The sequence below is a fragment of the Peribacillus sp. NPDC096447 genome, assembly GCF_044762725.1.
Lineage (GTDB): Bacteria > Bacillota > Bacilli > Bacillales > DSM-1321 > Peribacillus.
The window spans coordinates 336799-350546 of sequence record NZ_JBIWEV010000003.1; the positions used below are offsets into that span (position 1 = coordinate 336799).

The window sequence follows — 13748 nt, forward strand, 5'->3', positions numbered from 1 at the left end:
CCTAATATAGCTTGGTTATCCCCTGTAAAATACCTGGGAGATTTACCTTAACGTTCGTTTCACTTTCAAGATAAGGAAGGCTTGTCACCCATTTTCCATTATCCAGATTAAATTGTTTTCTCTTATTTTCAATTTCTTCATCTGTCAACCATTGAAGTGTATTGGAAGGACAAACACTTGCACACATTGGCGGGATACTGTCTTTTGTCCGGTCGATACATAAATCGCATTTGTACATTAAGTTTTGTTCCGTGTCAAATTTCGGTATTCCATATGGGCAAGCAATCGTACAATTTTGGCAGCCGATACATTTTTCAACGAGTGCTGATAATACGGCCCCTGTCTCATGGATTTGGATTGCCTGGGCCGGACAACTCCTAGCACAGGCAGGATTTACGCAATGAAGGCACATAAGAGGCATCGTTTGCCGATTGACCAGAGGGTTTACATCATATACATAGTTTCTGTTCCGCTCTTCATGCCCTCCGCATTGTGTACAAGCCGCTAGGCATGACCTGCATCCTATGCAGTTTTCAAGTTCTAAGTAGAGCCTCTTTTTCATTTATTGCACCTTCTTTATTTCGACTTTTTCCATTTGGGCTGCACAGACCTTGAATTCCGGCATACGGGACATTGGATCAAGCGCTGCAATGGTTAATAGATTGATAGATTGCTCGTGCCCAAAGTGGTATGGAACAAATACAGTGTCTTCGCGAATTGCTTCTGTAATTTTCACTTTATAGATTGCCTCACCTCTTCGGGTAAACAGGCGGACCTTATCCTCATGGTCCATATTGTATTTTTTTGCTGTATCCGGATGTACTTCCACGTAAGGTTCCGGACACATATCACGAAGGAACTGAATTCTTCTCGTCTGGTTCCCTGAAAGATAGTGGTAAACGACACGTCCAGTAGTTAAACGAAGCGGATATTTTTCATCTGGCTCCTCAGCAGGGGGACGGTAAGGAAGTGCACAAATTTTCGCTTTACCGTCTGCGTGATAGAATTTTTTATCCAAGAACATATGCGGCGTTCCCTTGTCATTTTTATCCTTACAAGGCCAAAATACCCCATCCTGTTTGTCAATCTTATCCCATGTGGCGCCGTAATAATCGGCATTTCCGCCTTTACTGGCCAGTCTGAATTCATCTGCCACATCTTTTGCAGTTTTCATATGGGAAAAATATTTTCCTCTCCCAAGACGTTCTGCAAGCTCTACTTGTATTTGCCAATCGGGCTTAGATTTTCCGATTGGTTCTTGTGCCTTATTTATCTTAATAATTCGCCCTTCAAGGTTTGTAACTGTACCTTCATCTTCCGACCACGTTACGGAAGGCAGGATCACATCCGCAAACTCTGCTGATTCGGAAAGATAGAAATCTGAACACAACATAAAATCCAGGTTTTTCATCGCACTTCTGACAAAATTCAGGTTAGGCGCAGATACTGCAGGATTGGAACATAGCAGATACAATCCGCGAATCGTTTTTTGCTCCATCAGTTCAAACATTTCATAAGCCGAAACGCCAGGCTTAGGCATTTCCTCCGGAGTGATATTCCATACGTTACAAACTTCTTTCACATGCTCAGGATTCGTGATTTTCCGGTAACCTGGCAATAAATCCGCTTTCTGACCATGCTCGCGTCCACCCTGTCCGTTTCCTTGTCCAGTGAAAGTTGCTACACCAGACTTCGGACGGCCAATCTTACCTGTCACAAGCGCCATGTTTGTATATCCAGAAACATTGTCAACGCCCTTATGCTGCTGTTCAATTCCACGGGCAAACATGACAACTGCATTCGGTGATTTTCCATAAATCTCTGCTGCGCGAATGATCTTTTCCGGTGCCACACCTGTAAGCTCACTCGTATATTCCGGTGTAAATTCTTTTACAAGCTCTTTTGTTTCTTCAAATCCATTTGTATGATTATTAATAAATTCTTCATCTGCATAACCATTTTGAATTAATAGATTTAAGATTCCATTAGCAAGGGCAAGGTCCGTTCCCGGTTTCAAGTCAAGATGGACATCCGCCCTTCTCGCAACAGGCGTTTCGCGGGGATCCGCCACGATAATGTAACCGCCCCTTTCTTGAACGTTCCAGACTCTGAACATGGAAGTTGGATGGCATTCTGCTGTGTTGCTTCCAGCAAGAAATAAGCAATCCGTTTCATGAATATCCGTCCAGGGTAATGTTGAACCTCTATCTACGCCGAAAGAACGAAGGAATCCCCCGGCCGCACTAGACATGCAGAATCGGCCATTATAGTCTATGTAGCGCGTGCCAAGAGCCACACGTGCAAATTTCCCTGTTAAATAACATTTTTCATTCGTCATTGATACGCCGCTGAAAACGGATAATGTATCTTTTCCATATTTTTTTTGAAGCTCACTGAATTTTTTCGCGATTAAATCATATGCTTCATCCCAGCTTGCTTCTCGGAAGCCTTCCTTTGTTCCCTTTAGTGATGCATCATCACGAATAAGCGGTGTTAAAATGCGATCATCATGATTCGTCTGCTGGTAAGCTGTAACCCCTTTTGGACACATTTTCCCAACAGTTACCGGCCAGTCATAACGTGGTTCAACCCCAATGATTTTATTTGTCGCTACATTTACCCTTAAATTCATCCCGCACTGCATTCCACAATATGCACAATGCGTTTTAACCAATGTTTCATTAGGGTGTAACACATTCTCTACTTCTTTGAAAAACTTATCCCTTTGCATCCTGGTTAGCCTCCTTAACTTTTACCTCGTGGATAGGAAAACCTGAAAATTGGGCAATCCGGTATTTTCTTCGGCAAGGTAGGCACATTTCGGCGAGATGGTGGCCATCCTTCGTTTGAAATTCTATATCATTCCTGCCGAGAACCTCTATGACATCATTTGATTGTTCTGTTGAAACAAACTCATTACCGCAAACTTTGCATTCTTTCATGGATTGTTCCGCATAATGCTCTCTGTAGTTTCTAGCAAATACACTCAGTGGGCGGAAAGGTATGTGAGCAAGTTTTCCGAACGGAAGATAAATCAAAGTAATAATGACTGACCACTGGTGAATCAGGGACATGGCTGGCTGTCCTGAACCGTGCATAAAGATGTTCATGAACGTTAATGCCAATCCTGTAACGCTGACCAATAACAGCATGAATAATGGAAGGAAGTCATACATGAATTTTTGTTCCGCCCTTGCCTGCATATTTTTCAAACGGCGGTAAAGAGCCATGCATACTCCGGCAATGACCATTACAGCAGTAATGTTCAGTGCGTTATATGATAACTTCGCAATAAGCCCATCAGCTGGCACTGTCATTACCTGGATCCCCATTGCGATGATGTTGTAGTAACCGTTGTCGTCCATTGTGAAGTACATCCATCCAAATACTAGGGGAAATGTCACAAAGCAGGAAAGTATGCAGCCCCAGCCCATTAGAACGTGCTGGGTCCATCGGTAAATTCCCCTATTCCAGATGAAATTGTATGTTGCTAAATGTTCGACTGTTGTTTTGGGCGTTGATCTTCTAAAGAGAATTTTGATTCCTTTTTTTATAAAAACCTTTGTTGGCGGCCTTTCTCCCCATGCGATAAATCTGTAAAAGAAACCCCCAATAAAAATAAACGTCCCCACCATATAGCCATAAAGGTTTAAATCCACATGTGTAAACATTCTCGTCCCTATAAACGATAAGGATACAAGTCCGCAAACTGCTAGAAACATAGACTTGGCAAAATGTGATGCAAAAGCATCATCAATCGATTTTCCTGTTTTTTGATTTACTGCGACTTTTGCCTGCATTATTAAATTCCTCCTCATTACAAACAATTACCATACCCTTATTGTAAGATCTTGCCTGATTGTTCGATATCAGGGAACTTCCCCATCCTATTGGAAAATTCCCCTTAACTTTTGAAAATAAAAAAAGCCGTTCTGATATCAGAACGGCCATTTCTTTAAAGTTCCTTTATTCCCCTTATCAACTTATTAGATTGGGAGTGGGATAATAATTAAATAAGCACGTGGGGGTGTTAGGTTTCAAGATTCCAAGTTTTTTGGGGTGAAAGATGTATTCGACTTCACCCCACTTCCGAATTGCATAACGGGGTCTATCAAAAAAAAGAAAGCGCTCATAAAGAGTACTTTCTCATCGTTTGCGTTTTTAATCGAAGCAATTATAAATCCAGCCATTTGTTCAGGGCCAAGGAAATCGAAACCTGCAATTCCTTCAATTGCCGTTCTTTTTGAAGCAAAAGCCGTTCAGCCTCCTTTAAGGTAACCCGTGAGAACTGCAGAGATTCCCCTGGTTTAACCTGAGCGATACTTGGTAAATCTGCCGTAATCACCTGAGCTATCTTTGGATATCCCCCCGTTGTTTGGCTATCCGCAAGGAGAATGATCGGGTTTCCATCAGGGGGAACCTGAACGGAACCATTTGTGACAGCTTCAGATAATAACTCCCCATTATCCTTTAATTCCAGTGTTGGGCCTGATAATCTATATCCCATACGGTCGGATTGATTGGAAACTTTAAAGGCCCCCGCTTCAAAACTATCTTTACTGAAATCCGTGAAATATTCATATTGGCTTCCATCGATGAAACGGATGAGAGGTTTTCCTCCTGGCATGAACTCCTTATCATTGACAAACCACTTTGGGAAGGAAAATGAACCTTTTAACACCCGAGCACCAATAATTTTCGAAGGTTCATTAAACTCCAAGACATCGTCAGCCTTTAATGCCCTCCCCATATAGCCGCCAATCCCAGCCCTTAGATATGTGCTTTTACTGGCCATCACTTCGGGAATAGCAAGCCCTCCCGCTACTGCTAAGTAAGCCCTGCAACCTGATTTACACCCTTCAAACCGAAGAATCGATCCTTTTTTCACTAGAATAGGCTTCCACATCGGTACTGCCTGATTATCAATTGTAGGTGATAAGTTTCCACCCGTTATCGAAATCAGGCAATTCTTCTCGACTTTAATGGTCGGCCCCATCAATGTAATTTCCAAGGCGGCTTCACCTTCTTCATTGCCAACCAACATATTGGCAATTCGTAAAGAATGTCCATCCATTGCCCCGCTTACAATCACCCCATGTTGCTGAAATCCTTTTCTTCCAAGATCCTGTATACTTGTCAATAATCCCGATTTGATTACGCGCAGGCTCACTGTAATTCCTCCTTAAGGATCATTTCTTTATATTCTTGATCCGAAATCGGTTGGAACTTCACAATGTCTCCTGCTTGTAATAGACTTGGAGGATTTACATTTGGTAAAAAAAGTTTGGTTGGCGTCTGTCCGATCAATTGCCATCCACCAGGTGTTGATATAGGATATACACCCGTTTGCATACCGGCGATTCCTACTGCCCCTGCCGGAATGGCCATTCGGGGCGAGGAACGCCTAGGTGTCGCGATTTCCTCTGACATTCCGCCAAGAAACGGGAAACCTGGTGCGAACCCAATCATATAGGCCAAATACTCCCCGGTTGAATGAATATGAATGACTTCATCAGTAGTCAAATCATTATAACGGGCAACATATTCCAAATCCGGTCCATATTCCTTCCCATAGCACACGGGAATGGAAACTGTTCGATGTGAGAGTTTCTTAGTTTCTTTTAAATCCTGTAATTTCATTTCCATGATGGAACGGACCACTTCAAAAGGAGATATTTCCGTATCATTGCTTTGTTTTTGATCCTTATAAACAACAAGTGGATCATAAAAAACCGTCAAATTAGTAAAAGCAGGTACACATTCTATAAATCCTGCAAAAGGTTCATCTTCAAGTAAATCCATTAATAATTTTATTTTTTTGTGTATGCTGTATTCCATTCCATTCCCGAATGTAATCACGATTGCGGAATCGCCCAATGGAGAAAGTGTACTTGCAGTTATATTCAATAGCTTTTCCGGCATAGGACTCATCTCTTTCTGTCAGTTATAAAACTCCTAATTTTTCATCACGAATATCCGTAATGAACATATGTCCAGGTGCATGCGTGATCATGATCTCCGGTTTAGTCTCCATAGCAATGGATTGAGGCGTTACACCACATGCCCAAAAGACCGGGACTTCCCCTTCACGAATCGTGACTGGATCACCAAAATCCGGATGCTGAATGCGGGAAACACCGATCGCTTCAGGGTCACCAATATGGATCGGAGCACCATGAACTGCAGGAAACCGCGATGTCACTTGAGCCGCCCTCACCACATCCTTTTGTGGTATCGGCCTCATGCTAGCCACCATTTTCCCATGAAAAATCCCTGCTTCAATACACGGAATATTGGTTTTATACATAGGTACATTGCATCCCTCTTCAATATGACGAATCGATATATCATTATTCAAAAGGGCGTGTTCGAATGTAAAGCTGCACCCGATCAAGAATCCAACCATATCGTCTTCCCAGTAGTTTGAGATATCCGTTACCTCTTCAACTAATTCACCATATTTATATATCCGGTATTTTGGAATATCTGTGCGTATATCTCCAGACTGAGCAGCAAATTTAGGAATGGGTGAACCAATTTCCGTAACGTCCAGCAATGGACAGGATTTAGGGTTGCGCTGACAGAATAATAAAAAATCAAAAGCATGCTCTTTTTTTAAGATGGCTAAGTTCGCTTGTGCATAACCGTTAGCCATGCCAGCGGTCGGTTTTATCAATTCGTTGTTTCGAATCATTGAACGCAACTCAGCCGGGGTAGCTTGAGAAAGGTCGATCATTAGTATTCATCTCCTATTAAGAACTGCAGCCAGTCACGAACTGGCACGCCACTTCCACCTGAATTTATTTGATTTTCATTCATTAATCATTAAAAAAGTGCTGGCAGTTGTTTCATTAATGTATATACGCCCATTAACGCCATGATGACTACCACGAATACACCGGAAATCGTTAACCATAAAGGATGCTTATAATCACCCACGATGTTTTTCCTATATGCAGCAATAAGTAATGTTCCAAGGGCAATTGGTAAAATGAGCCCATTAATGGCCCCAACTACAAGCAGCACTTTAACCGGTTGACCAATTAATAGAAAGCAAATGGTCGATACGACTATAAAGCCAACAATTATCCAGTTTGCCTTATTATTTATTTTTTCGCTGAAAGTTCTGATAAATGAAACCGAAGTATATGCCGCTCCAACAACAGACGTGATCGCTGCTGCCCACATGACGACACCAAAGATTTTATAACCTACATCACCGGCAGCGAGTTGAAAAACGGATGCTGCAGGGTTATCCGGATTAATTTGTAAACCTTTAGATACCACACCAAGTACTGCTAGAAATAACGCAACACGCATGACCGTCGTGATCAGTATCCCCATTACCGAGCTCTTCGTGACCTGAGGTAATGAGTCAACGCCCTTCACGCCTGCATCCAATAGACGATGGCCTCCCGCAAAAGTAATGTAGCCGCCTACAGATCCACCCACTAATGTAACGATTGCGATAATATCGATTTTATCAGGTGCAAAGGTCCTCACTACCGCTTCCCCTACTGGAGGTGAGGTTGTCCAAGCGACATAAATCATCAAACAAATCATGAAAAATCCGGCAATTTGCGTAAAACGGTCCATCGCTTTTCCTGCTTCTTTCACTACAAAAATCAGTACGGCGATGACTGCGCTTATTGCCGCACCGGCTGTTGGGGATATTCCCGTCATTGCATTAAGACCTAATCCAGCTCCTGCTATATTTCCAATATTAAATGCCAGCCCGCCCATAACGATCAGTGCTGCCAGTACATAACCCAGCCCAGGAAGGACCATGTTTGCAATTTCTTGACCCCGTTTTTCGGATACAGCAATAATGCGCCATACATTTGTTTGGGCAAATATATCAAGAATGACCGAAATAAGAATAACGAAACCGAAACTTGCGGCAAGACTTTGGGTATAAACGGTTGTTTGCATTAAAAAACCAGGTCCTATTGCCGATGTTGCCATTAGGAATGCCGCACCTAACAATAAAGTGCGGTTCGTTTTTGGCTTAGTCGGATTCTTTTTCTGTGCTGTTGTATTTTTGATTGGCTCCAATGGAATCTGCCTCCTGATTGTTTATTTTTTTCAAGTAAAGGACTTGACTGTTATTTCAGATAATTGCAAAGATTCCTTAACATGCCGAGCAAAGGATAAAGCATGTGCCCCGTCCCCGTGAATACAAATGGTATCTGCTTTTAAAGCCACATCTGAGCCTTGCTGAGACAAGACCTTACCTTCCTTCACCATGCGAATGACTTGGGCAACGGCATCATCATCGTTTTCGATCAATGCGTCCTTTTCCAATCGGGAAGTCAATGAACCATCATGTTGGTAGGTACGGTCGGCAAAAACTTCACTCCCGGTTTGCAATCCGATGGCCTGTCCGGCACGTATCAATTCACTGCCCGACAAACCAAATAAGATAAGCTCAGGATTCACTTTATATACCGCTTCGGCAATGGCCTTGGATAACTCTTTGTTCTTTGCGGCCATATTGTATAAAGCCCCATGCGGTTTCACATGCTGCATACTTCCGCCTTCGGATTGCAGAAAGCCATTCAATGCACCAATTTGATAGACGACAATATTATAAGCCTCCTGTGGTGAAATATTCATATTACGTCTGCCAAATCCTATTAAATCCTGTAAACCTGGGTGGGCTCCGATTTTGACACCTTTCCCTAAAGCAAGCTGGACCGTTTTTCTCATTACTGTCGGATCACCAGCGTGGAATCCACAAGCTATATTGACAGATGTTACATAGTCCAAAATCTCTTGATCATTACCTATCCTGTAAGCGCCAAAACTTTCTCCTAAATCACAATTCAAATCAACCGTGTTCATACTACCCTCTCCTTTATTAACGGAAATTTCAGTAAATAAAAATTATGTAGTTACTCTTTCAATCACTCAAATGCATGTGTACCGAAATTCGGAATTATAGTTTCATATTTCGGAATATTCTAATTCTAGCATATTTTAATTATTTCGACAATAGTTTGTTAGATAACCTAACATTATAGTTGGATATAAAAAAGCCGTTGTTTCCTTTGAAAGGAAGCAACGGCTGATTACAGCACTAAAGTTTGGAGTATATTACGACAATGAATTTTTAAATCGATTAATAGAAAACAATGTAATATCTTCCTTGCTCGCACCGGAGATAATCAAGTCACTCAAAATTTCTCCCATGACACTGCTGAATTTAAAACCATGTCCAGAGAAACCTGCTGCTATGGCAATGTGTGGATAATAAGGATGTTTATCCACTATAAAATGCTCATCAGGGGTCATGGTGTAGATGCAAGTTTTCCCATATTTCAATTTTTGATCAGCAGGCATATATTTCCCCAAAAACTTCACCAAATCTCCCTCATCTTCATCCAATTCACCAAAACCTTCAATACAGCCATCAGGATTTATACGGGTTCCCCCATCATGTCTCCCTACTTTCATTCCAGAACCATTTATACTAGGAAAGCCATAGTATATACCAACTGAAGTATCAAAAGAAAAAGCCGGAAAGTCATTATGATTATATAATCTTTCATTTGCATGAAACCAGGCAAATGTTTTTCTGATGGGTTCCAGCGGCAGATTTAAATCTAACATCGCCAATATTTTCGGTGCCCACGCCCCAACTGCAACCACTAAAGATTCTGAGTGGAATGTCTGTTCATCCGTTTTAATCGTGACCCCATTGCCATGAACAACTATCTTCTTCACTTCACTGTTTACCCTGATGTCGGCACCATGAGATTTCGCAAGTTGTTGATACGCCCTTAAGCACTCTTCACTTTTCAATACGCCCGAAGTCGATTCATAGCACCCAATGTAGTCTTCCGGCAGTCTTATTCCAGGCCATCTATCATGAATTTCATGGTAATCCAAGATTTTCATAGGTAACCCATATTCGTTTGAACCCGCTATCACTTGCTTAATGAAAGTGGAATTTTCGCTACCAGCATTCAGGACCCCCGTTGGAAGAAATAATTGTTTCCCCGAATTTCTTTCCAATTCACCCCATAGCTCCTGGGATTTAAGTGCCAAAGAAATATACTCCCTGCCTTCACCATAAGCATGTCTAATAATTCTTGTTTCCCCGTGATGGCTGCCCTTATTATGAGGAGGAGCAAAGGAATCCAATAATAATACTTTTTGTCCATTTTTTGATAGATAATAACCTGAAGACATTCCCATAGATCCAGCTCCAATTACAATTACATCATAATGCATCTTTCATCCCTCCTCCTTTAAATATGATCCTTCATTTTTAAAAAAGGAAGCCATTTTACCTTATTAAATAAAGTAAAACAGCTTCCTCATGGTTTTAGAACTCTATTTGCCCTATCGCCGTTTCAACGAACTTCACTATTTCCCCTTCATGAATTTGCCTATATATCGCTTCAATGTCAGGATGGAAAAAGCGGTCTTTTTCTACCATCGGGACTTCGCTCCGAACTAAATGATATACCCCCTCCGTAACCGGTGACGGTTTCAAGGGCAGATGAAAATCCATTGCTTGGGTTGCCGTCATCAGTTCAATGGCTAAAATATATTCAAGTTTCTTCGAAATCCGATAGGCTTTCTTCGCAGCGAAATAGGCAAAACTTATCACGTCTTCTTGATTTGCGCAGGTAGGGATATTATCTATTGTGGCTGGATGCGAGAGCACCCTGATTTCATTCAATAGCCCGGCGGCTGTATATTGCGGAATCATGTAGCCACTATTTAAACCTGGATTAACCACTAAGAAATTAGGTAATTCACTAAGGTGATGGTTTACAAGCCGGTCTATTCTGCGCTCAGTTATTTTCGCTAAGTTTGCTAACGCGATGGAAATCGCATCCGTATAAATCCCAACAAATGAACCATCAAAATTTCCCGCCATCATGGCAATTCCATCTTCCTCTTCCGGAAAAATCAGAGGATTGTCACTTACAGAGTTCATTTCATTCTCGATCGAAAAAGCAGCGTCCTTCAATACTCTTTTTATGGCTCCATGGACTTGTGGAATGCATCGTAAGCTAAGTGCATCTTGTAATCTATGTTCCTTGTAAGTTTCAATGATTTGGCTGCCTTCAAGAATCCTTGTAACATTTCTGGCTGTCTTAGCCTGTTCCTCATGTTTTTTCAATGCGTGGGGACGGGGATCAAATGCTTTTATTGTACCTTTTAGCACTTCTAAGGACATAGCTCCCGTAATGTCGGCGGTTTTCGCGGCTTGCATGCTATTGTATAAAGCCAGGACAGCCATCGCAGTAACGGAAGTAGTCCCGCTTGTAAGTGCCAATCCCTCTTTAGCACCCAACGTAACAGGTGCTAATCCAGCTTTCTCTAAAGCTTCCATGCCAGGTATGAGCTCATCTTTATACCATGCTTTCCCCTCACCAATCACCACTAAGGCCATGTGAGCTTCAGGAGAAAGATACCCCACTGACCCATCACCTGGAACATAGGGAAGTATATCGTGATTTAACAGTGAAGCGATAAGCTTTAAAACTTGTAAACGGACCCCTGAATAACCTTGGCCTAAATTCACGAGGATCATCAATTGAATGGCTCTTACGACTTCTTTTTCAAGAGTTTCCCCAACAGAAACGGCATGTGAACGAACAATATTACGTTGAAGGGTTTCGGCGTCCTGTGGAGAAATCACCTCCGTCATATTACTGCCAAAACCTGTCGTTACACCGTAAATCAATCTATTATCATCTAAAAACTTGTCTATTAAGCTACGTGATTTATCCACCCTATCACAATATGTTTGTGTAAAGGAAACTATCGCCCCATATCTTGCAACCGCAATTACCTCTTGGATTGAGATGGCATCATCTCCTAGTACAACCTCTTTAATATCCATAGGATGTAAACAATCGGTAGTTGTCATCCTTATACATCTCCTCTCATATGACTCATCAAGAAGGAGAAAAAAGTTTTGGTCCTTCTTATTTATTTGCTGGAAGTTAATCTTATGTTATTTTTTCATTTTTTGTAAAGGGAATAGCGGTTCCCTTCGGAGAATTCTCCGCTTCTAGCAAAGGGTCACTTGCTTCATGTAATGAAAGATTCTTCGTTTCAGGTGCCCAGGCGATCGATACGATCAAGCCAACCAGCAGAATGGCTGCCATTCCTGCCATTGAGGCACTTAATCCAAAAGAACTTAAAGAAACAGGCAGCAGAAATGTTCCAATTGCCGAACCAATCCGACTAATTGCCGTAACCATACCTATTCCCGAGCCACGGATCTCAGTTGGAAAAAGCTCTGCTGGGTATACTAATGTAAGGTTCGATGCTGCTGACATGAAAAAAGTAAAGATCAAGAAGGCTAACAACATTAAGAATTGAGAACCATTGTGCAAGAAGCTGAGTAAAAACAATGAAACGGTAAGGATCGTGAAAGCCCCGATGGTAAATCCTCTACGAGAAAATTTTGCAAGCAGCCATAGACCCACAATTGCCCCAACAAGCAAGAATAGATTTAACATTGTATCCGCAAAAAAGTTCTGTTCAAAACCCATTGTACTAAGTATAGACGGCAGGAAAGTGTAAATTGCAAAGTATGGAATAACAAGAGTTAATTTGAATATTCCACCAAAAGCCAAACGCTTACGAAGCCTTTTACTGAAAAGTCCACGAAATCCCAGAGTCTTTTGATTTTCTGTGCCAGTCGTCGTTTCTCCCATTTCAACGTTCGATCCAAGGTGTTTTTTTACAATTTGGCGAGCTTCTTCGACACGCCCCATGCTGACAAGCCATCTTGGTGATTCAGGCGTTCCTATTCTTAAGATTAAAACCACAATAGCCGGAATGGCAGCGCTGACAAGCATCCAACGCCATGAGTCTGAACCAACCTGTCCCAGGTAATGACCAACAAAGTTTGATGCTACATATCCAAGCGTCCATACTACGTTTATAGACGCGAGGAGCGAGGAGCGATACTTTTTTGGTGAAAACTCGGCAAGCAAAGTCGTACCTACAGCGTAATCTCCTCCAAGTCCAAATCCAATCAGCAACCGTAAAATAAAAAGCTCTTCTGGACTGCTAACAAAAAATTGTAAAATAGTAGCTACCGTGATAAGTAAAAAGTTCACGAGGAAGATTTTCTGTCTGCCTACACGATCAGAAAGTCTTCCAAGTATTAAAGATCCCGCAAACAGACCGATTAAAGCAGAGCTGCCGATCAGCCCTGTCCACATTGCATTCATATTCATTTGAGGCCCGAATACTGTCAGGGCCATCGCAATGATCCCTAAAGAATAGCCATCACAAAAGCTTGAACCGAACGTAAGTCCTGCAATTCGAAAATGAAACCTATTAAATGGGGCATCGTCTATAGTGAATTTTTGTTCGTTCAAAGAATCCCCTCCATTTTTTGATTTATTAGATATATCGATTCAAAAAAAACACTCTTCCTGTAAAACTCCAGTAGTGACCCTGAAATTGAATGAATCGATTAAGCTTAATACTATAAAAAAATTCAGCAAAGAATATTATGAAATAATACTCTTTTTATAAACTATATCAAATCATTCTACCTTTTAATTTCTATTTAATATATGAAAATATAGTTTAAGATTCGATCAATTGTTTATCATTGAAGTAAATGACTTCACTAAGTATTTTACAGCCTTCTATTACCTCGAATTTTTCCCTAGCTTCCTTTTCTGTGGTAAACTCAAACATTTTTATGCCATTTTTCGAATGGATAGTGATTATCCACATAAAATTCCCTCCACATGGAAGAT

At 41.5% G+C, this 13748-nt stretch carries 12 protein-coding genes; all 12 read right to left on the reverse strand.

Annotated elements, in window-relative coordinates:
• Nucleotide 1 precedes the first annotated feature (1 nt).
• Nucleotides 2-562, reverse strand: a complete 561-nt coding sequence (locus ACIQZD_RS12890; RefSeq protein ID WP_061462858.1) for a 4Fe-4S dicluster domain-containing protein — start codon at nucleotides 560-562, stop codon at nucleotides 2-4.
• Entirely contained in the window at nucleotides 563-2731 is a 2169-nt protein-coding gene (locus ACIQZD_RS12895; protein WP_402902942.1) for a molybdopterin oxidoreductase family protein, read from the reverse strand. It lies immediately after the preceding gene.
• Nucleotides 2718-3800, reverse strand: coding sequence for a hypothetical protein (locus tag ACIQZD_RS12900; protein ID WP_402902945.1), 1083 nt, complete (start codon nucleotides 3798-3800; stop codon nucleotides 2718-2720). The genes ACIQZD_RS12895 and ACIQZD_RS12900 overlap by 14 nt, the downstream gene beginning before the upstream one ends.
• A gap of 374 nt (nucleotides 3801-4174) precedes the next feature.
• Entirely contained in the window at nucleotides 4175-5170 is a 996-nt protein-coding gene (locus ACIQZD_RS12905) for a 5-oxoprolinase subunit C family protein (protein ID WP_402902948.1), read from the reverse strand.
• Nucleotides 5167-5922, reverse strand: a complete 756-nt coding sequence (gene pxpB / locus ACIQZD_RS12910) for a 5-oxoprolinase subunit PxpB (RefSeq protein WP_402902951.1) — start codon at nucleotides 5920-5922, stop codon at nucleotides 5167-5169. Before pxpB ends, ACIQZD_RS12905 begins: the two co-directional genes overlap by 4 nt.
• Nucleotides 5923-5944: 22 nt before the next feature.
• Nucleotides 5945-6736, reverse strand: coding sequence for a putative hydro-lyase (locus tag ACIQZD_RS12915; RefSeq protein WP_402902954.1), 792 nt, complete (start codon nucleotides 6734-6736; stop codon nucleotides 5945-5947).
• 89 nt (nucleotides 6737-6825) lie between these two features.
• Nucleotides 6826-7965, reverse strand: coding sequence for an NRAMP family divalent metal transporter (locus ACIQZD_RS12920; RefSeq protein ID WP_402903730.1), 1140 nt, complete (start codon nucleotides 7963-7965; stop codon nucleotides 6826-6828).
• A gap of 120 nt (nucleotides 7966-8085) precedes the next feature.
• Nucleotides 8086-8844 (reverse strand): 5-oxoprolinase subunit PxpA, encoded by a 759-nt coding sequence (pxpA, locus tag ACIQZD_RS12925; protein WP_402902957.1) that lies wholly within the window; start codon nucleotides 8842-8844, stop codon nucleotides 8086-8088.
• A gap of 252 nt (nucleotides 8845-9096) precedes the next feature.
• Nucleotides 9097-10236, reverse strand: a complete 1140-nt coding sequence (gene solA, locus ACIQZD_RS12930; RefSeq protein WP_402902960.1) for an N-methyl-L-tryptophan oxidase — start codon at nucleotides 10234-10236, stop codon at nucleotides 9097-9099.
• Nucleotides 10237-10330: 94 nt separating this feature from the next.
• Nucleotides 10331-11890, reverse strand: a complete 1560-nt coding sequence (hutH, locus tag ACIQZD_RS12935; RefSeq protein ID WP_402902963.1) for a histidine ammonia-lyase — start codon at nucleotides 11888-11890, stop codon at nucleotides 10331-10333.
• Nucleotides 11891-11972: 82 nt separating this feature from the next.
• Nucleotides 11973-13358 carry an MFS transporter gene (locus ACIQZD_RS12940; RefSeq protein WP_402902966.1) on the reverse strand — a complete coding sequence of 462 codons (1386 nt, stop codon included), beginning with the start codon at nucleotides 13356-13358 and terminating at the stop codon, nucleotides 11973-11975.
• Between the two features lie 214 nt (nucleotides 13359-13572).
• Nucleotides 13573-13725: a hypothetical protein gene (locus tag ACIQZD_RS12945; protein WP_402902969.1), complete on the reverse strand. Its 153-nt coding sequence runs from the start codon at nucleotides 13723-13725 to the stop codon at nucleotides 13573-13575.
• Nucleotides 13726-13748: the final 23 nt, after the last annotated feature.

What these genes read in the sequence shown, in the direction of transcription:
- ACIQZD_RS12890 (WP_061462858.1), bottom strand. Translation starts at nt 562, where the DNA reads ATGAAAAAGAGGCTCTACTTAGAACTTGAAAACTGCATAGGATGCAGG.
- ACIQZD_RS12895 (WP_402902942.1), bottom strand. Translation starts at nt 2,731, where the DNA reads ATGCAAAGGGATAAGTTTTTCAAAGAAGTAGAGAATGTGTTACACCCT.
- ACIQZD_RS12900 (WP_402902945.1), bottom strand. Translation starts at nt 3,800, where the DNA reads ATGCAGGCAAAAGTCGCAGTAAATCAAAAAACAGGAAAATCGATTGAT.
- pxpB (WP_402902951.1), bottom strand. Translation starts at nt 5,922, where the DNA reads ATGCCGGAAAAGCTATTGAATATAACTGCAAGTACACTTTCTCCATTG.
- ACIQZD_RS12915 (WP_402902954.1), bottom strand. Translation starts at nt 6,736, where the DNA reads ATGATCGACCTTTCTCAAGCTACCCCGGCTGAGTTGCGTTCAATGATT.
- ACIQZD_RS12920 (WP_402903730.1), bottom strand. Translation starts at nt 7,965, where the DNA reads ATGGCAACATCGGCAATAGGACCTGGTTTTTTAATGCAAACAACCGTT.
- pxpA (WP_402902957.1), bottom strand. Translation starts at nt 8,844, where the DNA reads ATGAACACGGTTGATTTGAATTGTGATTTAGGAGAAAGTTTTGGCGCT.
- solA (WP_402902960.1), bottom strand. Translation starts at nt 10,236, where the DNA reads ATGCATTATGATGTAATTGTAATTGGAGCTGGATCTATGGGAATGTCT.
- hutH (WP_402902963.1), bottom strand. Translation starts at nt 11,890, where the DNA reads ATGACAACTACCGATTGTTTACATCCTATGGATATTAAAGAGGTTGTA.
- ACIQZD_RS12945 (WP_402902969.1), bottom strand. Translation starts at nt 13,725, where the DNA reads ATGTGGATAATCACTATCCATTCGAAAAATGGCATAAAAATGTTTGAG.